This window comes from Salinibacterium sp. 10G20-15 (genome assembly GCF_057365065.1).
Genome location: NZ_CP195118.1, coordinates 2,528,731 through 2,548,617, shown reverse-complemented (window position 1 = coordinate 2,548,617; position 19,887 = coordinate 2,528,731). Strand labels below are relative to the sequence as shown.

General features: G+C 59.6%; 21 protein-coding genes. 10 read left to right on the top strand and 11 right to left on the bottom strand.

Going from position 1 to position 19,887, the window contains the following annotated elements; translation table 11 throughout:
* Positions 1–2: 2 nt before the first annotated feature.
* Positions 3–521: a flavin reductase family protein gene (locus tag ACR3YK_RS12335; protein WP_486175137.1), complete on the bottom strand. Its 519-nt coding sequence runs from the start codon at positions 519–521 to the stop codon at positions 3–5.
* Positions 522–588: 67 nt separating this feature from the next.
* Between ACR3YK_RS12335 and hisD the strand changes: the two genes are divergently transcribed.
* From hisD to ACR3YK_RS12320, 3 genes are read left to right on the top strand one after another with little or no spacing between them, the layout of a single operon-like run.
* Positions 589–1,902, top strand: a complete 1,314-nt coding sequence (gene hisD, locus ACR3YK_RS12330) for a histidinol dehydrogenase (RefSeq protein ID WP_486175136.1) — start codon at positions 589–591, stop codon at positions 1,900–1,902.
* 20 nt (positions 1,903–1,922) lie between these two features.
* Positions 1,923–2,381: a transcriptional regulator NrdR gene (gene nrdR, locus ACR3YK_RS12325; RefSeq protein WP_486175135.1), complete on the top strand. Its 459-nt coding sequence runs from the start codon at positions 1,923–1,925 to the stop codon at positions 2,379–2,381.
* A 56-nt stretch (positions 2,382–2,437) separates the two neighbouring features.
* Positions 2,438–3,469 (top strand): quinone-dependent dihydroorotate dehydrogenase, encoded by a 1,032-nt coding sequence (locus ACR3YK_RS12320; RefSeq protein ID WP_486175134.1) that lies wholly within the window; start codon positions 2,438–2,440, stop codon positions 3,467–3,469.
* A 172-nt stretch (positions 3,470–3,641) separates the two neighbouring features.
* Here ACR3YK_RS12320 and ACR3YK_RS12315 read toward each other — a convergent pair whose 3' ends face one another.
* Complete coding sequence (locus tag ACR3YK_RS12315; RefSeq protein WP_486175133.1) at positions 3,642–4,223, bottom strand: DUF3043 domain-containing protein; 582 nt, start codon at positions 4,221–4,223, stop codon at positions 3,642–3,644.
* 38 nt (positions 4,224–4,261) lie between these two features.
* On the opposite strand from ACR3YK_RS12315, the gene ACR3YK_RS12310 reads away from it, so the two are divergent.
* The 6 genes from ACR3YK_RS12310 to ACR3YK_RS12285 all read left to right on the top strand — a co-directional run bounded on the left by ACR3YK_RS12310 (position 4,262) and on the right by ACR3YK_RS12285 (position 9,582).
* Positions 4,262–5,680, top strand: a complete 1,419-nt coding sequence (locus ACR3YK_RS12310; protein ID WP_486175132.1) for a M20/M25/M40 family metallo-hydrolase — start codon at positions 4,262–4,264, stop codon at positions 5,678–5,680.
* Between the two features lie 9 nt (positions 5,681–5,689).
* A complete protein-coding gene (locus tag ACR3YK_RS12305) occupies positions 5,690–6,046 on the top strand; it encodes a HesB/IscA family protein (protein WP_339622020.1) in 357 nt (118 codons plus the stop codon).
* A 137-nt stretch (positions 6,047–6,183) separates the two neighbouring features.
* Entirely contained in the window at positions 6,184–7,041 is an 858-nt protein-coding gene (gene ctaC, locus ACR3YK_RS12300; protein WP_486175131.1) for an aa3-type cytochrome oxidase subunit II, read from the top strand.
* A 5-nt stretch (positions 7,042–7,046) separates the two neighbouring features.
* Complete coding sequence (gene ctaD, locus ACR3YK_RS12295) at positions 7,047–8,726, top strand: aa3-type cytochrome oxidase subunit I (RefSeq protein WP_486175130.1); 1,680 nt, start codon at positions 7,047–7,049, stop codon at positions 8,724–8,726.
* 3 nt (positions 8,727–8,729) lie between these two features.
* On the top strand, positions 8,730–9,152 hold the full coding sequence (locus ACR3YK_RS12290; protein WP_486175129.1) for a cytochrome c oxidase subunit 4: 423 nt from the start codon (positions 8,730–8,732) through the stop codon (positions 9,150–9,152).
* Positions 9,121–9,582, top strand: a complete 462-nt coding sequence (locus ACR3YK_RS12285; protein ID WP_486175128.1) for a GNAT family N-acetyltransferase — start codon at positions 9,121–9,123, stop codon at positions 9,580–9,582. Before ACR3YK_RS12290 ends, ACR3YK_RS12285 begins: the two co-directional genes overlap by 32 nt.
* 956 nt (positions 9,583–10,538) lie before the next feature.
* On the opposite strand, the gene qcrB is transcribed toward ACR3YK_RS12285, so the two are convergent.
* From qcrB to ctaE, 4 genes are read right to left on the bottom strand one after another with little or no spacing between them, the layout of a single operon-like run.
* Positions 10,539–12,155, bottom strand: coding sequence for a cytochrome bc1 complex cytochrome b subunit (gene qcrB, locus ACR3YK_RS12280; protein ID WP_486175127.1), 1,617 nt, complete (start codon positions 12,153–12,155; stop codon positions 10,539–10,541).
* Entirely contained in the window at positions 12,152–13,228 is a 1,077-nt protein-coding gene (gene qcrA / locus ACR3YK_RS12275) for a cytochrome bc1 complex Rieske iron-sulfur subunit (protein ID WP_486175126.1), read from the bottom strand. The genes qcrB and qcrA overlap by 4 nt, the downstream gene beginning before the upstream one ends.
* A 39-nt stretch (positions 13,229–13,267) precedes the next feature.
* A complete protein-coding gene (qcrC, locus tag ACR3YK_RS12270; RefSeq protein ID WP_486175125.1) occupies positions 13,268–14,077 on the bottom strand; it encodes a cytochrome bc1 complex diheme cytochrome c subunit in 810 nt (269 codons plus the stop codon).
* Positions 14,078–14,094: 17 nt separating this feature from the next.
* Positions 14,095–14,730: an aa3-type cytochrome oxidase subunit III gene (ctaE, locus tag ACR3YK_RS12265; RefSeq protein ID WP_100389062.1), complete on the bottom strand. Its 636-nt coding sequence runs from the start codon at positions 14,728–14,730 to the stop codon at positions 14,095–14,097.
* A 78-nt stretch (positions 14,731–14,808) separates the two neighbouring features.
* Here ctaE and trpD point away from each other — a divergent pair, with 78 nt between their 5' ends.
* Entirely contained in the window at positions 14,809–15,864 is a 1,056-nt protein-coding gene (gene trpD, locus ACR3YK_RS12260) for an anthranilate phosphoribosyltransferase (RefSeq protein WP_486175124.1), read from the top strand.
* 59 nt (positions 15,865–15,923) lie between these two features.
* Here trpD and glpK read toward each other — a convergent pair whose 3' ends face one another.
* The 5 genes from glpK to ACR3YK_RS12235 are packed head-to-tail and all read right to left on the bottom strand — an operon-like array spanning position 15,924 to position 19,875.
* Positions 15,924–17,456 carry a glycerol kinase GlpK gene (glpK, locus tag ACR3YK_RS12255; protein ID WP_486175123.1) on the bottom strand — a complete coding sequence of 511 codons (1,533 nt, stop codon included), beginning with the start codon at positions 17,454–17,456 and terminating at the stop codon, positions 15,924–15,926.
* Positions 17,456–17,827 (bottom strand): YchJ family protein, encoded by a 372-nt coding sequence (locus ACR3YK_RS12250; protein WP_100389059.1) that lies wholly within the window; start codon positions 17,825–17,827, stop codon positions 17,456–17,458. The genes glpK and ACR3YK_RS12250 overlap by 1 nt, the downstream gene beginning before the upstream one ends.
* Before the next feature lie 31 nt (positions 17,828–17,858).
* Positions 17,859–18,491, bottom strand: coding sequence for a DUF305 domain-containing protein (locus ACR3YK_RS12245; RefSeq protein ID WP_486175122.1), 633 nt, complete (start codon positions 18,489–18,491; stop codon positions 17,859–17,861).
* A gap of 2 nt (positions 18,492–18,493) precedes the next feature.
* A complete protein-coding gene (locus tag ACR3YK_RS12240) occupies positions 18,494–19,441 on the bottom strand; it encodes a YHYH protein (RefSeq protein WP_486175121.1) in 948 nt (315 codons plus the stop codon).
* 53 nt (positions 19,442–19,494) lie between these two features.
* Positions 19,495–19,875: a DUF805 domain-containing protein gene (locus ACR3YK_RS12235; protein ID WP_486175120.1), complete on the bottom strand. Its 381-nt coding sequence runs from the start codon at positions 19,873–19,875 to the stop codon at positions 19,495–19,497.
* Between the last annotated feature and the right edge of the window lie 12 nt (positions 19,876–19,887).

Genomic DNA, 19,887 nt, shown 5'->3' with positions numbered 1-19,887 from the left:
GTTCAGGCGCTGGAAGAGTTGTGCTCAAGCGAAATCGGGCGCATGTACGTGCGCTCGTGGTAAAGCAGCGCTTCGTCCTCTGGACCGAGAGTTCCGTGATCTATTTCGACAACGACAACGGCATTGTTATGGACTGGATGCACGTCGATAATGTGTCCGATCATCACCGCGGTGGCTCCGCTGAGGAGGGGGAGACCATTCTCAGCGGCACTCCAATGGCCTCCAACGAATCGGAGATCGTGGTCAGCAGCCATGGTCTCAGCCAAGTGTCGACTCTTTGGACCCAGCATATGAATCGCGATCTGATTGCCAACGGTAATAGCAGGCCACGAGCTCGAAATCTGAGCCATGTTGAAGGTCGCGAGCGGCGGCACAGCGGCGAGTGACGCGAGAGAGGTTGCTGTGAATCCCACCGGTCTCCCGTCCGGCGCCAGTGAGGTGATCGCCGCGACACCTGCGGCGTGGCGTCTGAAGGCGGCCTTGAACGCGTCGATTCCGGTTGCTATGTCTGAATTATTCATATGCTCACCCCAACCCTAATCGGCCAAGGAGAATTCCAAGCGGAGAACGAACTAGCATGGTCAAGCCATGTCGCTGAATATTATTGATCTCCGGTCCGCCGCGTTGAGCCGTGCGGAACTTTCTCGTGTCATCCCGCGTGCCCAGACGGACGTGTCGGTGGCCTCCGCCGCTGCTATCCAGCTCATCGACGAGGTGCGTGAGCGTGGAGAACAGGCTCTTTTGAATCAAGCAGAGCGACTCGACGGAGTGCTTCCTGAGCGCGTTCGCATTCACGCGGACGAGATCACCCGAGCAACTCGTGCGTTGAACCCTGCTGTGCGTGAAGCGCTCGAACTGGCGATTGAGCGCGTCCAAACAGCGAGTAAAGCCCAAGTTCCGCCGCCCGTGATGACGCAACTCGAGCAAGGCGCTGAGATCGTTCAGCGCTGGCAGCCTGTTAACCGTGTGGGGCTCTATGTGCCTGGCGGAAAAGCCGTCTATCCCTCGAGCGTGATCATGAACGTCGTCCCCGCCCAGGTTGCCGGCGTCTCATCGGTGGCTTTGGCATCCCCGCCGCAACGCAATTTCGGTGGAGCGGTGCATCCCACGATTTTGGGCGCAGCAGGTCTTCTCGGCGTCGATGAGGTATACGCAATGGGTGGTGCTGGAGCCATCGGAGCTTTTGCTTATGGAGTTCAGGATCTCGGCCTTGATCCGGTCGACATCATCACCGGACCGGGAAACGTCTACGTCGCCGCAGCGAAGCGCGCTGTACGTGGTGTTGTAGGGATCGATTCAGAAGCAGGCCCCACAGAGATTTTGATCATTGCGGACCGCACCGCAGATCCGCGCCTCGTTGCAGCGGACTTGCTGAGTCAAGCCGAACACGATGAGCTCGCGGCGGCGGTGCTCGTCACCGACTCAGAAGAACTAGCAGATGCCGTGCGAACTCACCTGACTGAGCAGCTGGCTGCGACGCCGCACTCGCAACGAGCGACGGTGGCTCTCGACGGCCAACAGTCTGCGATCGTGCTGGTCAACGACATGGCCGCCGCGGCGGCGCTCAGCAACGCCTATGGACCTGAGCACCTCGAGATCCAAGCCGAAGAGTCTGGCTCCGTGCTTGACATGATCGATAACGCCGGCGCAATCTTCCTCGGCGACCAGTCTCCCGTTAGCCTGGGCGATTACCTCGCCGGTTCGAATCATGTGCTGCCCACCGGTGGCCAATCCCGATTCTCTTCGGGTCTGGGCTCTTACACGTTCCTGCGTCCACAGCAGGTGATCCGATACAACCACGACGCATTGCGCGCTTTGGAGCCTCACATCGTCGCCTTGAGTACCGCAGAGGACCTTCCCGCGCATGGCGCCGCTGTGAGTAAGCGATTCGAGGACCGCTAAGCGGGTACTCTTGAGGAACTATGTATTGCCCCTTTTGCCGGCATCCTGACAGCAGGGTTGTCGACTCACGAACCAGTGACGACGGACTCTCGATTCGTCGTCGTCGACAGTGCCCCGAGTGCGGGCGCCGTTTTTCGACCACCGAGACCGCATCGCTCAACGTCATTAAGCGCAATGGCGTTGTTGAATCTTTTAGCCGCGAGAAGATCGTAAGTGGTGTTCGCAAGGCGTGCCAAGGGCGCCCCGTCACCGACACTGATTTGGCGGTGCTGGCGCAAAAAGTTGAAGAAGCGATTCGCGCGACGGGCACTGCCCAAATCGACGCCAACGAAATTGGACTCGCTATTCTGTCACCACTGCGCGAGCTCGACGAGGTCGCGTACCTCCGTTTTGCTAGCGTCTACCAGGCATTTGACTCGCTCGATGACTTTGATGAGGCCATTAACCAGCTTCGTTTGGACCACGGTACCGCGAGCTAGTCGCTAGACCCATACTCGATATTCGCCACCTTCTACCGCTGAGAGCAATGCTAGCCATGTACGACTTCTTCTTCCGCACTGTTCTCAAACGACTCGACCCCGAGTTGGCGCATTCGCTTGCTTTTGCGGTGATTCGTGCTTTGCCTGCGCTCGGCGTTGGCAAGTTACTGAAGCGTCCGGTCGATCCATCGCTTCGGGTGCATACTCTGGGGCTTACTTTCGATTCGCCTTTCGGCGTCGCTGCGGGATTTGATAAATCTGGCGCCGGCATTAGCGGGCTGGGGCAATTGGGCTTCAGTCACGTGGAAGTTGGTACGATCACGGCGTTGCCGCAGCCAGGAAACCCCAAACCGCGCCTGTTCCGTCTCATAGCGGATCGCGGAGTGATCAATCGCATGGGATTTAACAACGCCGGCGCAATTCGCGCCGCCCAGGTTATCGATCGTGCTCGTCGTAGAACCGATCGTCCGATCATCGGCGTTAACATCGGCAAGTCACGAGTGGTCGCTGTCGAGGATGCGGTCGCTGACTACCTTACGAGCGCTCGCGCGCTTGCTCCTCTCGCTGATTACCTCGTGGTTAATGTCAGTTCGCCGAACACCCCGGGGCTTCGTGGGCTGCAGGAAATTGACAAACTGAAACCCTTGCTTGCTGCTGTGAAGTCCGCGGCCGGTGACACCCCCGTCTTGGTCAAGATCGCCCCTGATGTGACGGATGATGAGGCACGCGCAATTGCTCGCCTTGCCGTCGAGGAACTGGACGGCATCATTGCGACAAACACCACTCTCTCTCGGGATGGACTTCTCACACCGGCTGCAACGGTTGAGGCAGCCGGAGCCGGGGGAGTGTCGGGTAAACCAGTGTCTGCTCGTTCACTCGAACTCCTCCGAACTATCCGGGAGGCAGTGCCTGCTGAATTTTGCGTGATCTCGGTTGGTGGGGTAGAAACTGCGGAAGACGTCGTTGAGCGCCTCCGCGAGGGTGCCACGCTAGTCCAGGGCTACACCGGTTTCATCTACCGGGGCCCGTTGTGGGCGCGTACCATCAACGCGCAGCTCCCCACATTGCTGAGCAAGTTAGAGCGCTAGCCGCGCAGCCGGAGGCTGCCGCGCGACCGCAGAAACTCCGTAAGAAAGCTGCGCGGTAGGAAGTCTGCGGTGCCGTGAGAATGTTGGCGTTACCGTAAGAAGTCTGCAACACCGCACAATTGAGGGCGCGAGAATTCGTCCATTTGGGTGGTCGTCTCGACCGAATTCCGACCTAGCTGGGAAACTCACCGCGCTTCACTTGTGGCTTAGGCAAACGCATGATCCGCAACTGGAGCGAACGCATCGCTGCATACCAGCGAACCCGCTCGGCGCGAGACTCACCGAACTTCTCACTGACCTTTTTGCGCAGTCGGAGGCCGAGCAGTACTGCATCGAGAGTGGCGACAAGGAAGAAGCCCCACAACGCCATGAGGCCGATGACTTGCACTTCTGGCTGCGGAAAGAAGGTCATAATGATGACGGCGAACATCATCGGTACCAATAGTTCGCCGACGTTGAAGCGGGCGTCGACGTAGTCGCGCACGAACCGCTTCTGCGGCCCGCGATCGCGAAGCGGGAGATACTTCTCCTCGCCATTTGCCATACCGATGCGTGCGCGTTCGCGTTCAGCCTGCAGCTGCGCGCGCGCAGTGCGACGCGCCTCCTTGCGGTCGTTAGAAACGAGAGGACGCACGTTGGCAGCCTCACGCTCTTTGCGAGTCGGTGTAGGGCGTCCTTTGCCCGAGACCGCGACGTCGTGGGCGTCAGAGTTCTCGGAGTGGGGAGTGTTTTCAGTCGAAGATGCTTTTGCCACAGGGTTCCTTGCGTTGGTGTCGATCTAAGATTACTCGTATGACTCACACGCCGCAGCCGACGTCAGTGTCGACGACCCCTGATCCTTCGCTCGCACCCCTCACTGAGGCGGTGGAAGCGGCATTGCCGGCCACCGTGGCTGAGCTCGGGGCTCTCGTTCGTATTCCATCTGTGTCGTGGGATGGCTTCGACACCGACCAAGTCTCGCGCAGCGCAGAGGCGGCCAAAGCATTGATCGAGGGCATTGGCGTTTTCGAGACTGTCGAGCTTGCTCGAGCACCGATCGAAGGTGACACGCTGGGGCATCCCGCGGTTTTGGCAACGCGCAAGGCCAGAAACGGCAAGCCAACGATCTTGCTCTACGCCCACCATGATGTCCAGCCTCCTGGCCACGATGAAGACTGGGATTCGCCTCCCTTCGAGCCCACCGTGCGCGGTGACCGACTGTACGGCCGCGGTGCGGCTGACGACAAAGCCGGAATTATGGCCCACGTTGCCGCGATCCGAGCTTTCGTGGAAACGGTCGGAGAGAACTTTGATCTCGGTCTCGTAGCGTTCTTCGAAGGCGAAGAAGAGTTTGGCTCTCGCTCGTTCGCGAACTTCATCACGGAGAACCGCGAGAAGCTTGCGGCCGATGTTATCGTCGTTGCCGACTCGGACAACTGGGATATCGCTACCCCGTCGCTGACAGTTGGACTGCGCGGTAACGTGACGTTTAAGCTCACAGTATCCACTCTGGCGCACGCCTCGCACTCTGGCATGTTTGGGGGAGCGGTCCCGGATGCGATGCTCGCGGCGATCAAGCTGCTTGCGACGCTTCATGACGAAGACGGCGCGGTCGCAGTGGAGGGGCTCACCAGTCGCGAGTCGCTCACCCCCGAGTACAGCGAAGAGAAGCTGCGCCACGAAGCGGGACTTCTCGATGGCGTTTCGTCAATTGGCGATGGAACCGTGTTAAGCAGGCTGTGGGACAAACCCTCGGTCACAGTGACAGGCATTGACGCGCCCACCGTGATGAACGCATCCAACACGCTTACGCCGAGCGTGACCGTCAAGGTGAGCGCCCGAATCGCGCCCGGGCAAGACCCCGAGGAGGCATTCGTAGCGCTCCGTGACCATCTTGAATCGAAGGCACCCTTTGGCGCCCACCTCGAGATCTCGGATGTCGACAAGGGCAGCCCATTCTTGGTTGACACGAGCGGGTGGGCGGTCGAAATCGTCAAGTCGGCAATGCACGAGGCTTGGGGCAACGAACCTCTCGAGACGGGGATCGGCGGGTCAATCCCGTTCATTTCGGACCTCGTCGAAGTTTTTCCTGAGGCGCAGATTCTCGTCACCGGGGTTGAAGACCCCGAGTCGCGCGCTCACAGCCCGAACGAGTCGCTCCACCTCGGGGTTTTCAAGCGCGCCATCCTCACGGAGGCGTTGCTGCTCGCAAAGTTGGAACGGCGGGCGTAGAATTACCCCATGACTGATTCCGCTGTTGAAACTGACACCCACGGTGTTGCACTGACTGAGGCTGCCTCGAACAAGGTTCGTAGCCTCATGTCGCAAGAGGGCCGCGATGACTTGCGTCTTCGCTTGGCCGTTCAGCCGGGCGGATGCTCAGGGCTCATCTATCAGCTCTACTTCGACGAGCGCTTCCTCGATGGAGACGTCAGCCGCGACTTCGGCGACGGCGTCGAGGTTGTTGTCGACAAAATGAGCGTGCCGTACCTCGAAGGTGCCAGCATCGATTTCGAAGACACCATTGAAAAGCAGGGGTTCACAATCGATAACCCCAATGCCGAAGGCAGCTGCGCCTGTGGCGACAGTTTCCACTAATTTCATAGCAATTTTGCGAGAAGGTGCGCCGGTTTGGTGCACCTTTTCGCTTGTGTGGGGCGAGGCGGTAATCAATACCCCCTCCCGCTGCATATAGACTGGAAAGGTATTAGTCCGTGTTCTTCGAGAGGTCACAGGTGCGCTCTAACCGCCGAATTCGATGGGCAGCGATCCCACTCGCTCTGGTTACGATGCTGGTGCTGACCGGCTGTACTCAAGAGCAGTTGCAGGGCTGGCTCCCGGGAGATCCCGAAACCACCAATCACACAAGCCGCATCATCGGACTGTGGGTCACCTCGTGGATCGTCTTGCTTGTGGTGGGTGTCATCACGTGGGGCCTCATCATCTGGGCCGCGGTTGTTTACCGCCGGCGCCGAGGACAGACCGGGCTCCCCGTTCAGCTTCGCTATAACTTGCCGATCGAAGTGTTCTACACGATCGTGCCGCTTATTCTCGTCATCGGATTCTTCGCGTTCACCGCGCGTGACCAGGCGGCCATCGAGCAGGTAGACGTAAATCCAGATGTCACTATCGAGGTCATCGGTAAGCGTTGGGCTTGGGACTTCAACTACGTTAACGACAACGTCTACAGCGCCGGCGTTCAGGCGGACTTTAACCCCGACGGCACCGTAGACGTCGACAACCTTCCTGAGCTGGTACTTCCGGTTGACAAGAAGGTCGAGATCAAAATTGAGTCTCGTGATGTCATTCACTCGTTCTGGGTGGTGGACTTCCTTTACAAGAAGGACATGATTCCCGGTAAGAGCAATTACATGTACTTCATCCCCACTAAGGAAGGCACGTACCAGGGCAAGTGTGCCGAGCTGTGCGGCGAGTATCACTCGCTCATGCTCTTCACGGTCAAGGTTGTCTCTCAGGCTGAGTACGACGACTACATCGAGGGCCAGCGCGACGCCGGCTTCGAGGGTCAAATCGGACTCGAATACAACGTCAACCAGAACTTGCCCGGCAACGGCAGCAGCGACGAGGAATAGGGCTCATGAGCGTCGAACGTAAGGGCAACGTCGTGGTGAACTGGATCACCTCGACGGACCACAAAACTATTGGGTACATGTACCTGATCACGTCATTCTTCTACTTCCTTCTTGGCGGTGTGATGGCGCTGGTTATCCGTGCTCAGCTCTTTGAGCCGGGCCTCTCGATCGTGGCAACTGGTGAGCAGTACAACCAGTTGTTCACGATGCACGGCACGATCATGCTGTTGATGTTTGCAACGCCACTGTTTGCTGGCTTCGCGAACGTGCTGATGCCGCTTCAGATCGGAGCTCCCGACGTCGCCTTCCCGCGACTCAATGCTTTTGCCTACTGGCTGTACAGCTTCGGTTCGCTGATCGCCGTCGCCGGATTCCTCACCCCTCAGGGTGCGGCATCCTTCGGTTGGTTCGCGTACGCACCACTGTCGAGCACCACGTTCTCTCCTGGAATTGGTGGAAACCTCTGGGTCTTCGGCCTCGCGATGAGTGGATTCGGAACCATCCTTGGTGCCGTCAACTTCATCACCACGATTATCACGATGCGTGCTCCGGGTATGACCATGTTCCGTATGCCGATCTTCACGTGGAACACTCTCGTGACGTCGCTGCTGGTGCTCATGGCGTTCCCCGTGCTCGCCGCTGCGTTGTTTGGACTAGGCGCCGACCGAGTGTTTGATGCTCACATCTATGACCCGGCGAACGGCGGCGTTCTGCTCTGGCAGCATCTCTTCTGGTTCTTCGGTCACCCCGAGGTGTACATCATCGCGCTTCCGTTCTTCGGAATCGTCTCTGAAGTATTCCCGGTCTTCAGCCGCAAGCCGATCTTTGGTTACAGCACCCTTATCTACGCGACAATCGCCATTGCTGCGCTCTCGGTCACGGTGTGGGCTCACCACATGTACGTCACCGGTTCTGTACTTCTCCCGTTCTTCTCTCTCATGACAATGCTCATCGCAGTGCCAACGGGAGTGAAGATCTTCAACTGGATCGGCACCATGTGGCGCGGTTCGATCACCTTCGAGACTCCCATGCTGTGGGCTATCGGCTTCCTCGTCACCTTCACCTTCGGTGGTCTCACGGGCGTCATCCTTGCTAGCCCGCCGCTCGACTTCCACGTGTCTGACACGTACTTCGTCGTAGCGCACTTCCACTACGTAGTCTTCGGAACCGTTGTATTTGCAATGTTCAGTGGGTTCTACTTCTGGTGGCCCAAGTGGACCGGCAAGATGCTCAACGAGAAGCTGGGAAAGATCCACTTCTGGTTGCTGTTTATCGGCTTCCACATGACGTTCCTCATCCAGCACTGGGCTGGCGTCGTCGCGTTGCCGCGTCGTTACCGCACCTATCTCGAAGAAGATGGCGTGACGTGGATGAACCAGGTTTCGACGATCGGTGCCTTTGTTCTCGCGATCTCGATGATCCCGTTCCTCTACAACGTCTACGTGACGGCCCGCAAGGCGCCCAAGGTCACGGTCAATGACCCGTGGGGCTACGGACGTTCGCTCGAGTGGGCAACGAGCTGCCCGCCGCCTCGCCACAACTTCACGTCTATTCCTCGCATTCGTTCAGAGTCCCCAGCATTTGACTTGAACCACCCCGAAGCGGGAATCCCGGTTGGAATCGGTCCAGGCAAGGATGCTCCGGAAGCTCCGGTCTACGACCTCGCAGATGAAAAGGTGAAGTAACCGATGAATGCAAACGTCAAGCTTTACTGGATTCTCACGGTCTTCTTCTTCATTCTGGCTGGCCTGTACACGGCATGGTCGCTCCTTGACGCTGCTCACCAGCAGATCGAGTGGGTGGGTACCATTGCGCTGCTTTTGAGCGGTATGCTCTGGGCCTTGATTGCCTACTACCTCGGTAAGGTGCATAAGGCGCAGGGCGCTGAACTCGCTGAAGACCGTCTGGACGCTAATATCGAAGACGGTGACGCCGAGCAGGGACACTTCAGCCCCTGGAGTTGGTGGCCCATTGTGCTCGCAGGAGCGGCTTCGCTCGTATTCTTGGGGGTAGCGATTGGTCCTTGGATTGCTTTCATCGGCGGAGGTATTCTCGTCGTTAGCCTCGTAGGGTGGACGTATGAGTACTACCGCGGATACTTCTCCCACTAAAGCGGTGCAGATCCGGCCCGCGACTGTTCAGGACGCGGCTTTGGTGTTCGAGTTGCTCAAGCAGCTGGGTACTGAATACGCTCCGGATCGCGCGGCGTTCGATTCTGCCTTCAGCCAGGCGGTCGATGATCGTGCGACAACACTTATGCTCGTTGCTGAGCGGCCCACAGGGGTAGTTGTCGGCTACGCCTTCGCAACAATCGCGCACTTGCTGCACACGAATGGTTGCTCGGGTCAGCTGCAAGAGTTAGTTGTCGACAGCAGCGTGCAAAGCAATGGAATTGGTACTCAGCTCGTCGAAGCCGTAGAAGCGGCCTGCCTTGATCTCGGGGTACGTCAGCTTACCGTTCCGAGTCGCGGGTCCGCCGATTTCTTCGAACGTATCGGCTACATGTCGACCGCCGACTTTTTGAAGCGCGTTTTCGACTAACCACTCTGATCTTCACGGGTCGTGCTGCGTGCTTTGTGACTGAGTCCCGTCTCTGGGCCGTGTGCGACCGAAGTCTCCGTTTGCGCCTCTGCTATCTCCCCGGGAGATCTGCACGCCATAAGGTCGTGCATCACCCGTGACGTGAGCGTCCCGACGCGTGACCAATCCGAGTTGCTGAGCAACGTCAGCAGTCCTTGGGAACCTCCGCGAGGTTCTCTGGGCTAGCCACCTGCGCGAGACTCTTCAGACGCTCCGGCACGAGTCGCGGTGTTCCTAGTGCATAACGCTCACGCCCGTTCTCAGTGCGACCACGAACTCGGACTGAGGGTCGGCGCCGTTTGGCCCTCGTTCGATGCTCTCCACGCACTAGCAGCTGCAGGCGAGACTGGCTCTGCGGCCTGCGCAGCCCGGGTAGCCTGCGCTGCGGGGAAAGTTTAGGAAGCCCGCGCTATCCCGGGAAGCCTGCGCTATTCAGGGAAGCTTCGGAAGCCTGGTGTACCCGGGAGCTGGGATAGCCGGGCAGCCGGGATCACCCGGAACCAGCTGGGCAGACCAGTCGACGCTCTTGTGTGCGCGAAGGTGGTTGAGCCGGGGGTTGTTCGTCGCGCAGCGTTTGTTATCGTGCAGACGACAAATTTGCGCGTCGTGCAAATGAGGGTTCACGGTGTTGTCTTGTTGGCGTCTTGAGGGCGATAGGGCGATAGGGCGGTCGGCGAAAGCGGCCGCCCGGGGCCTCGTAGTCTTCGGGATCGCAATATTAACCGCCGTGTGGTCCGCAAGACCGCGGATTCGGGTTGAGAGGCGCCCCACGGTGCTGTGACCGTAGGTTCGGCGTAGGGCGACCTGGGTTTGGCGCAGCCGCTAGCTTGGCTCTAGATCATCCCCTTAACGCCGTGTGGGCCTCACCGGAACAAATTCGGTGAGGCCCACACGGGTTATAGAACGGGGGAGCAGCCTTAGTGGTGCTCGTCCTTGGACTGCTCGAGCTCCTGTTGCGAGACGGGAGCGATGCGGTCTTCGAAGAACCAACGCGAAGCGGAGGCGCGCAGACGCTGGCCGAAGGTGATGCGACCCTGATCGTTGGGGCGAATCATGAGCGGCTTGTAGTCCGTGTAGCTCACGAGCTTCCAGCGCTCGTATTCTGAGAGCTGTTCGTGAACTTCGATGTACTCACCGTGGGGCAGGCGCACGATGCGGCCCGATTCATAGCCGTGCAGAGCAATCTCGCGGTCTTTCTTCTGCAGGCCGAGGCAGACGCGCTTCGTGATGAAGTACGCGATGATCGGTCCGAAGATGAGCAGAGCCTGGCAAGTGTGAATAACGCCCTCGATCGATAGCTTGAAGTGCGTTGCTATCAAGTCGGAGCTTGCGGCGGCCCACAGGACTGCGTAGAACGTGACGCCGGCTGCACCGATAGCGGTACGGGTCGGAGCGTTACGTGGGCGGTCAGCAATGTGGTGTTCACGCTTGTCGCCGGTGATCCACGCCTCAATGAAGGGGTAGAAGGCAACGATCGCGATGAAGAGACCCAAGATCACCAGTGGAGCGATGATGTTGAAGGACCACGTGAAGCCGAACCACTCGGTCTCCCACCCTGGCGGCACGAGTCGGAGCGCGCCGTCGGCGAATCCGATGTACCAGTCAGGCTGAGTACCCGCAGAAACGGGGGAGGGGTCGTATGGTCCGTAGTTCCACACTGGGTTGATGGAGAATGTCGACGCGATCAGCGTGATGACACCGAAGATGATGAAGAAGAATCCACCGGCCTTGGCAGCGAAGCCAGGCATGACGGGGGAGCCCACGACGTTGTCGTTGGTGCGACCGGGCCCAGCAAACTGCGTGTGCTTGTTGATCACGAGCAGCAGCATGTGAACACCGATAGCGGCGATGATGAGCGCCGGCAGCAGCATGATGTGCAGGATGTAGAGGCGGCTCACGATGTCGATGCCGGGGAACTCTCCACCGAACAGGAGATACGAGATCCATGTTCCGATGACGGGGATTCCCTTGACCATTCCGTCGATGATGCGCAGACCGTTGCCGGAAAGCAGGTCATCGGGGAGCGAGTAACCGGTGAAGCCCTCAGCCATGGCGAGAATGAAGAGAACGAACCCGATGAACCAGTTGATCTCACGCGGCTTGCGGAAAGCTCCTGTGAAGTACACGCGGAGCATGTGCAGACCGATTGCGGCCACGAACAGCAACGCTGCCCAGTGGTGAATCTGGCGCATGAGCAGTCCACCGCGGATGTCAAACGAGATATCGAGCGTGGAGGCCATAGCCGCCGACATCTCGATGCCCTTGAGTGGTGCGTAGGAACCCTCGTAGTGAACTTCAACCATCGACGCCTCGAAGAAGAACGTCAAGAATGTTCCCGAGAGCAGGATGACGACGAAGCTATAGAGCGCTACTTCACCGAGCATGAACGACCAGTGGTCGGGGAAGATCTTGCGACCTACCTCTTTAACGAGTCCAGAGATACTGGTGCGCTCGTCGATGTAATTCGCTGCAGCTCCGGTGAAACGCTGTCCGCGCGTCTTGGGCTGTGCGTCCTGGGTGGAGGTGGTTGTCATAGCTGGCGCTCCCAGAAGCTTGGACCGACGGGCTCTTCAAAGTCGCTCTTAGCGATGAGGTAGCCCTCTGAGTCGACCGTGATCGGCAATTGCGGAAGTGGACGCTTCGCAGGGCCGAAAATTACGGCTGCTTCGCGCTTGATGTCGAACTGTGATTGGTGGCACGGGCACAGCAGGTGGTGCGTTTGCTGCTCGTACAGCGCTACGGGGCATCCGACGTGGGTGCAGATCTTGGAGTAGGCGACAATGCCGTCATAGTTCCAGTCTTCGCGGCCCTCAGATACCTGCAGGTCCTCAGGCTTGAGGCGAACGAGGAGAACGGCTGCTTTAGCTTTCTCTTCGATGCGGTGCTCAGAATCGTTGAGTCCTTCAGGAATAACTTGGAAGGCAGAACCGATCGTGAGATCAGAGGCCTTGATCGGGGTTCCGCTGGGGTCGCGGGTCAAGCGCATGCCCTTCTCCCAGAAGGTGTGCTTGAGCAGCCCTACAGGATCGTCGGCAGGGGCCAGGTCGCGGAAGAGAACGACGGCAGGAAGAGGCGTCACCACGAGAGCACCGATGAGGGTGTTGCGCAATAGCGTGCGACGACCGAAGCCGGAGTCCTTATTGCCCAGCGTGAACACTTCAATTGCCTTGGCGCGAGTCTCTTCGCTGCCGCGGGTGCTGTGGCGCTGCTCTACGAGGTCGTGGCCCTGCATGAGAGCCTTCGACCAGTGGACGGCACCGACACCGATTCCCAGCAACCCGAGGGTAATTCCCAAGCCAAGGAAGAGCGTGTTATTGCGTACCGACTGCATGTTTCCAGGCTCGATGGGGAACGCGAAGTACGCGACTACTGCGAGCACGCTACCCACAATCGACAGCACAAACAGCATCGATACTCGACGCTCTTGTTGCTTGTCGACCTTGGGATCGAGATCCGTTACACGGGGGCGATGCGGGAGAAACCCAGGGTTGGGTACCTCGTTGCTTGCGACGACGGCGGTGCCTGCACTGTGTGCAGGAGCGCCGTGCTGCTCGACGTCCTTACCCGCAGCCGTGCTGCCGGCGGTGTCGCCGTGGTCGTCTGCCATTCTTATCCCTTCAACCGTCCGCTGTGAAGCGGTCGCTAACTAGTTTGACTTAGCCGTGAGCCAGACCGTGATTGCCACGATCGCGCCAAGGCCGAAGATCCAGATGAACAGACCCTCAGAGACGGGTCCGAGTGATCCGAGCGTGAATCCGCCAACGGAAGGTGTCTCATCGAGGTACTTGAGGTACGTGATGATGTCTGCCTTTTCCTCCGGAGAGAGGTTGGCGTCGTTGAACACAGGCATGTTCTGCGGACCAGTGAGCATAGCCTCGTAAACGTGCTTCGACGTGACACCGGAAAGGTGCGGAGCATACTTGCCCTCGGTCAGCGCTCCACCCGCACCAGCAACGTTGTGGCACATTGCGCAGTTGATGCGGAAAAGCTCGGCGCCGTTAGAAACGTCGTCTTTACCGGTGAGGTACATGTCAGCGGGGATTGCGGGGCCGGGACTTTGTGCTGCGACAAAGACAGAGAGAGCTTGAATCTGCTCTTCCGTGAACTGAACCGGCTTAACTTCAGCCTGCGGGCCGGTAATTGCCATGGGCATGCGACCGGTTCCGACCTGGAAGTCGGTTGCTGCCGCACCAACACCGATAAGGGTGGGACCCTGAGTCGTTCCCTGAAGGTCGAGACCGTGACAGGTTGCACAGTTGGCGGCGAAGAGCTTTCCGCCTTCTTCTACGAGAGCTTCAGCGGATGCGCTGGTCTCTGCCGTTGCACTGGAGGTGAACAGCGCATATGCACCGCCCGTTCCCAAGAGGCCGACGAGCAGGAGGGCTACAGTCGCAAGGGGATGGCGTCGCCCAGCGGATCGAGATCCGCCTGACGCGCGAGCTGCCTTTGAGGCCATTACGTCTATTCCGTTTCTTATTTGAGCACGTAGATGATGAGGAAGAGGCCGATCCACACTACGTCGACAAAGTGCCAGTAGTAGGAAACAACGATGGCGGTTGTTGCCTCTTTGTGTCCGAACTTCTTCACGGCAAAGCCGCGACCGAGCACGAGCAGGAAGGCGATGAGGCCGCCAGCTACGTGGAGTCCGTGGAACCCGGTGGTGATGTAGAAAGCCGAGCCGTAGGAATCGCTCGACAGGCTGACGTGCTCGGAAACGAGCGTCGCGTATTCCCAGACCTGACCGGTGACGAACACAGCTCCCATGGCATAAGTCATGAAGAACCACTCGGTCATGCCCCACTTACGCATGTCGAATAGTGACCCTGTGCGGCTCACTTGCATACGTTCAGCGGCAAAGACACCGAACTGGCAGGTCACGGACGAGAGCACCAGAATGATCGTGATGGTCGTCGCGAATGGCACATTGAGCTTCTCGGTCTGTTCCGCCCACAATCCGGGGGACGTCGACTTCAGCGTGAAGTAAATAGCGAAGAGGCCGGCGAAGAACATCACCTCGCTACCAAGCCAAACGATGGTACCGACCGCAACAGTGTTCGGTCGCTGGACAGACTGGGCTCCAAGAGAGCGGTTGAGGGCAGCTGTGGTCACGTATCTATTATGGCTGATAACTCGACGTACGTTTTTCAATCTCCGGCCTGTCGGCTCAGGATCGGTAGGATTTAGCCCATGTCTGCATCCCCAACTTGGCCAGAAATCCTTTCAACGCTCGTGTCCGGCAAGGATTTGTCGATCAGCCAAGCCTCTTGGGCAATGAATTCCGTGATGGTCGGTGAAGCGACATCCGCTCAGTTGGCCGCCATGTTGATCGCGCTTCGCATCAAGGGTGAAACGGTCGACGAGATCGTCGGATTCCGCGATGCTGCGCTGGCTAGTGCGGTGCCGCTTCCCGTAGATCCCATGGCATTGGATATCGTGGGCACCGGAGGTGACCCCTACGGCGCGGTGTTGAACATTTCTTCCGCCGCCTCGGTGATCGCGGCAGCGGGGGACGTGCCCGTTATTAAGCACGGCAATCGTGGTGCGAGTAGCAAGAGCGGAGCATCCGATGTTCTGAGTGCTTTGGGGCTCAAGCTCGATCTCACTGCGGAACGCGTTGCTGACGTGCTGGATGAAGTGGGCATCACGTTCGTCTACGCCGCTCTATTCCACCCCGGCTTTGCCCATGCGGGGCCAACCCGACGTGAGATGGGCATCCCCACTCTGTTCAACATTCTTGGTCCGCTCTGCAATCCCGCTCGCCCGCAGGCCTCGGCCGTCGGAGTCGGTAGCCGTGAGCGAGTGAGCCTGCTCGTGGGCGTGTTCCAGACGCGCGGCGCTACTGCGCTCGTCTACCGCGGCGACGATGGAATCGACAAACTGACGACGACCGGACACAGCCACGTGTGGGAAGTGTCCCGCGGTTCTGTGACCGAGCACGACCTCGATCCGCTTGAGCTCGGCATCCCGCGCGCGCCGATCGAAGCACTCTTGGGTAAGGACCCGGAGTACAACGCTCAGGTAATTCGCTCGATTCTGGCGGGGGAGAAGTCGCCGGCGCGCGACGTTGTCTTGCTCAACGCAGCCGCTGGACTCGCCTCATTCGAGCTGGCGAAGGATGCCGATCAGAGCCGGCGCCCGCTCGTGCAGCGGCTGCGCGAACAGCTCGATCGTGTGGAAGACATTGTCGACTCTGGTCGCGCCAGCGCCAAACTCGACGACTGGGTCGCCGCGACTAATCGCTAGGCGAGCGAGAATCGCAGGCTCGCGTCGTCTGCGAGGCCCGGGAGAAGCCCGACAGCTGCCTAGTCGGTGTCTTCGTTGACCCAGTCGAGCGTCTTAGTGATGGCCTTTTGCCAGTTGCGGATGAGGCGCTCACGCTCGGCTGCATCCATCTGAGGCTCCCAGCGTTCGCCTTCATTCCAGCGATCGCGCAGCTCATCGAGCCCGCTCCAGTAGTCGACGGCGAGGCCGGCTGCGTACGCAGCACCGAGTGCCGTGGTCTCGGCGACTTCAGGGCGAACGACCGGCATGTTGAGGATGTCCGCCTGAAATTGCATGAGCGCGGAGTTGGCGACCATGCCGCCGTCCACGCGCAGTTCTGTCATCGCGACGTCGGCATCCGCATTGGCTGCTTCAATCACGTCGCTGGTTTGGAACGCGGTGGCTTCGAGCGCGGCGCGAGCAATGTGACCCTTGTTGGCAAAACGAGTGAGGCCGAGAATGGCTCCCCGGGCATCCGGACGCCAGTGAGGCGCAAAGAGACCAGAGAACGCCGGCACGAAGTACACGCCGCCATTGTCGTCGACTGACGCGGCCAGGGTTTCGACTTCTTCGGAACGAGAGATGATGCCGAGGTTGTCACGCAGCCACTGGATGAGTGAGCCGGTTACAGCAATCGAGCCCTCGATCGCGTAACGGGGTGCGTCGTCACCGAGTTGGTAGGCGAGCGTCGTGATGAGTCCGTTGTCGGAGTGCACGATGTCGGTGCCGGTGTTCGTGATGAGGAAGTTTCCGGTGCCATAGGTATTCTTCGATTCGCCGGCTTCGAAGGCAGCCTGCCCAAAAGTTGCTGCCTGCTGGTCGCCCAGAATGCCCGCGACGGGAACTTCGCGCAGCAGACTCGAGGTCGAAACGGTGCCGTACACCTCAGATGAGCTGCGGATGTCGGGCATCAGCGAAGCCGGAATGCCCAGTTCAGAGAGAATATCTTCGCTCCATGTGCGCGACTCGAGATCCATCAGCAGCGTGCGACTCGCGTTGGTGACGTCGGTCGCGTGTACTCCGCCGTCGGGGCCGCCGGTGAGGTTCCATAGCACCCACGTGTCGGGGGTTCCGAAGGCGAGCTCGCCCGCCTCGGCACGCTCGCGAACTCCGTCGACGTTGTCGAGCATCCACACAATTTTGGACGCCGAGAAATACGTCGCCAGGGGCAGTCCGGTGATCGTCTTGAACTTGTCGGTGTCGCCATCGGCGATGCGATCGATGATGGCCTGAGTGCGGGTGTCTTGCCAGACGATGGCGTTGTAGACGGGCTTGCCGGTGGCGCGGTCCCAGATGATGGCCGTTTCGCGCTGGTTGGTGATGCCGACCGCGGCGATGCTGTGGCGGGTGATGTTGGCCTTGGAGAGCGCTTGACCGATGACCTCGCGCGTGTTGTTCCAAATTTGGGTGGCGTCGTGTTCGACCCAGCCCGCCTTGGGGAAGATTTGATCGTGCTCCAGCTGGCCCGAAGTGACCGGTTTGCCGTCGTGATCAAAAATGATCGCGCGCGTGCTGGTGGTGCCCTGATCGATCGAGAGTATGTAGTTCACCGGTTCTCCTTGGTTCTCACTCATTAGATAGCGTCAACGTAAAGCCAGGCGCCATTTTCGCGCACAAAGTTGCTGTTCTCGTGCTGCTGGTCGGCTCCGCCATCGTGCCGATAGTGCGCGCGAAACTCGACGGTGCCGGTGGTATCGAACATGCTGCCACCGGTGCGCGAGACAATGTCGAGTCGAAACCAGCGCACATCGGCATCAAGTTCGAGCGCTGCGGGACGGGTAGACGGATGCCACGTCTTCAGCAGATAGGCGGTGTCGCCGACAGAGTAGGCGCTGTACCGCGAGCGCATGAGGCGTTCAGCCGTGGGAGCGAGTGCCTCACCGCGATGGAAGCGGCCGCAACACTCGTCGTAGGTCTCGGACGATTGGCACGGGCACGCGTTCATCTACCCAGATTAGCTACTCGCGGCCACTTCGCTACGCATAGGTGGTCGCCACAAGTTGGTCGATGATCCCTATTTCATAGTTCTGGATCGTGGCCATCCGTTCTGCCGTGGTGCGCACGTTTGCGATTGCCGCATTCTCAGTCGCCATCTCGGCCATGTGGACGCCGCCCACGTGGTGAGCGCGCATGAGGGTGAGAAATAGCCGTCCCTGGGCGATACCCGTGGCCGTGGCGAGAGAACTCATCTGTTCGTCAGTGGCGAGGCCCATCATCTCGGCTGCGGGCATTTCCATGCCCATCCACCCCATGACGGTTTCGGGCGGGGCGGTACTTTCGCCCCAGACCGTGAGCCACGTGTGCATGACCCCGCGTTCGAACGACTGGTTCTGCAGGATGTCAGCGGCCAGCGACTGCACGGAATCTCCGTTGTCTCGTCCGATTACTCGCTGGCACATGGCGAGAGCCTGCTCGTGGTGCAGGGCCATGTCAGAGAAGAAACCGATGTCGGCGTCGTTGGGAGTTTCTGTGCTCTCGCCTGCGGCATCCGAGTCTGTGGCGGTGCACGCGGCGAGCGCCGTGCCCGCCACCGCAAGCGCCCCGAAAGCGAGGAAGCTGCGGCGAGCGGTGTTGGGGGCACCGTCATCGGTGCGTGTTGTGCGGCGCATCGTTAGCCCCCTGCTCCGGGCATGCCGCCAGCGCCGCCGCCGGGATTGGCAGCATTGTTGCCGCCGAGGGCGTCGTCTGCGACATCGCCGTAGTAGCAACCGACGAAGTAGGGGAATGTGGTCGTGGAGTAGTAGCGGTATTGGCCGTCGCTATCGACGCGGCCGTTGCATTCGTCGAGGTCTCCCGAGCCTTCGACGTAGCTGTGGGCAGCCCAGGTGTCCGTGGCAAAGAGCGATTCGTCGGTGAGCTGCCAGCTACTCGTGAGCTGGACTGTTTCGCTGCATTCGTCGTCGGAGCACACGACTCCAGACATGATCGGGTAGCCATCCGCGGCCCAGCCGATCACGAGCGACTCACCGGTTTCGATCTCATCCGCGTCATAGAGGCAGTCGACGCCGTCGGCGTAACCGAACCAGTGCAGATGGAAGTCGGTGGGGCCGCTGTGGCTGCCGCACTCCGAGAGCGCACCCGCGAGCGACTTCACGTCACCGCCCGTGCCTTCCGTGGGGCCATAGATGGGGACGCCGTTCACGGCGATTCCGAGAGCGCCGAGTAGGGGAACATCAGTGGGTTCATCCGCCACGGTGGGGTCGACGGGGATAGTCATCGTGACCTCGGAAACCTTGGGCGAACCAGGCGTCGTGGCGATGTAGAGGTAGTCAGGGATGCTGTTGCTGGTGATCGTCAGGGTGTCGCCATCGCACACTGCTGATAACTCGGGGTCGACAAGATCGGGGTTCGCGCTTTCAACGTCACGCAGCGTTGCGGCCATAGCGTCGCAGTCTCCGTTGGATGCGGCAAAAGATGCCGTGGTCGCGGTCGTAGCGCTTTCTGTCGCCTCGACCGTGGGGGTGCTGGTTTCAGCATCCGTGGTCTCTGCTGCGGTACAGCCTGCAAGGGCAAGAAGCAGCACGCTTGTCGCAGCCACCGTGGAAAATCGTCGTTTCATGGTCTCTCCTGATCGTGATGAGAGCCATGGTGGCGGTGGTTCCTATGAAACCCTTATGGAGTCGCTGTGGGCTGAGGGGGAGTGGTCGGCTGCTGGTGGATGCTCGGCTGGGTCAGGAACACGATGAGAACGATGACACCGGCGATCGGAACGAGAATCCAGAAGAGGTTGGTCCAATGGCGGCCGGTATCGCGCAACCTACGCACTGCGACGGCAAGCTGCGGAACAAGCAGGGCGAGCGACCACGCACTACTCAGACCGACAGAGAATCCAAAGTTGCCCATTTCGCTGCTCGCCGAGGGGTCAAGCGAGGCAGCAATCGACGTCGTGATGAACGAGAACAGCGCGAACCACCAGTACTCGGGGCGGCTTGCGACACCGGTGAAATCTGCGTACTTGCGAAAGACTGTGGTGATTGATTCGAAGAAAGTCATGAGTGCTCCAGC

Bases quoted from the DNA above. Each gene is read 5' to 3' on its own strand.
- ACR3YK_RS12320 (WP_486175134.1), top strand. From the start codon at position 2,438: ATGTACGACTTCTTCTTCCGCACTGTTCTCAAACGACTCGACCCCGAG.
- ACR3YK_RS12285 (WP_486175128.1), top strand. From the start codon at position 9,121: ATGAGTACTACCGCGGATACTTCTCCCACTAAAGCGGTGCAGATCCGG.
- ACR3YK_RS12335 (WP_486175137.1), bottom strand. From the start codon at position 521: ATGAATAATTCAGACATAGCAACCGGAATCGACGCGTTCAAGGCCGCC.
- ACR3YK_RS12235 (WP_486175120.1), bottom strand. From the start codon at position 19,875: ATGACTTTCTTCGAATCAATCACCACAGTCTTTCGCAAGTACGCAGAT.
- glpK (WP_486175123.1), bottom strand. From the start codon at position 17,456: ATGAGTGAGAACCAAGGAGAACCGGTGAACTACATACTCTCGATCGAT.
- ACR3YK_RS12310 (WP_486175132.1), top strand. From the start codon at position 4,262: ATGACTCACACGCCGCAGCCGACGTCAGTGTCGACGACCCCTGATCCT.
- ACR3YK_RS12305 (WP_339622020.1), top strand. From the start codon at position 5,690: ATGACTGATTCCGCTGTTGAAACTGACACCCACGGTGTTGCACTGACT.
- ctaD (WP_486175130.1), top strand. From the start codon at position 7,047: ATGAGCGTCGAACGTAAGGGCAACGTCGTGGTGAACTGGATCACCTCG.
- ACR3YK_RS12240 (WP_486175121.1), bottom strand. From the start codon at position 19,441: ATGAAACGACGATTTTCCACGGTGGCTGCGACAAGCGTGCTGCTTCTT.
- nrdR (WP_486175135.1), top strand. From the start codon at position 1,923: ATGTATTGCCCCTTTTGCCGGCATCCTGACAGCAGGGTTGTCGACTCA.
- qcrA (WP_486175126.1), bottom strand. From the start codon at position 13,228: ATGGCAGACGACCACGGCGACACCGCCGGCAGCACGGCTGCGGGTAAG.
- ACR3YK_RS12250 (WP_100389059.1), bottom strand. From the start codon at position 17,827: ATGAACGCGTGCCCGTGCCAATCGTCCGAGACCTACGACGAGTGTTGC.
- hisD (WP_486175136.1), top strand. From the start codon at position 589: ATGTCGCTGAATATTATTGATCTCCGGTCCGCCGCGTTGAGCCGTGCG.
- ACR3YK_RS12290 (WP_486175129.1), top strand. From the start codon at position 8,730: ATGAATGCAAACGTCAAGCTTTACTGGATTCTCACGGTCTTCTTCTTC.
- ACR3YK_RS12245 (WP_486175122.1), bottom strand. From the start codon at position 18,491: ATGCGCCGCACAACACGCACCGATGACGGTGCCCCCAACACCGCTCGC.
- trpD (WP_486175124.1), top strand. From the start codon at position 14,809: ATGTCTGCATCCCCAACTTGGCCAGAAATCCTTTCAACGCTCGTGTCC.
- qcrB (WP_486175127.1), bottom strand. From the start codon at position 12,155: ATGACAACCACCTCCACCCAGGACGCACAGCCCAAGACGCGCGGACAG.
- qcrC (WP_486175125.1), bottom strand. From the start codon at position 14,077: ATGGCCTCAAAGGCAGCTCGCGCGTCAGGCGGATCTCGATCCGCTGGG.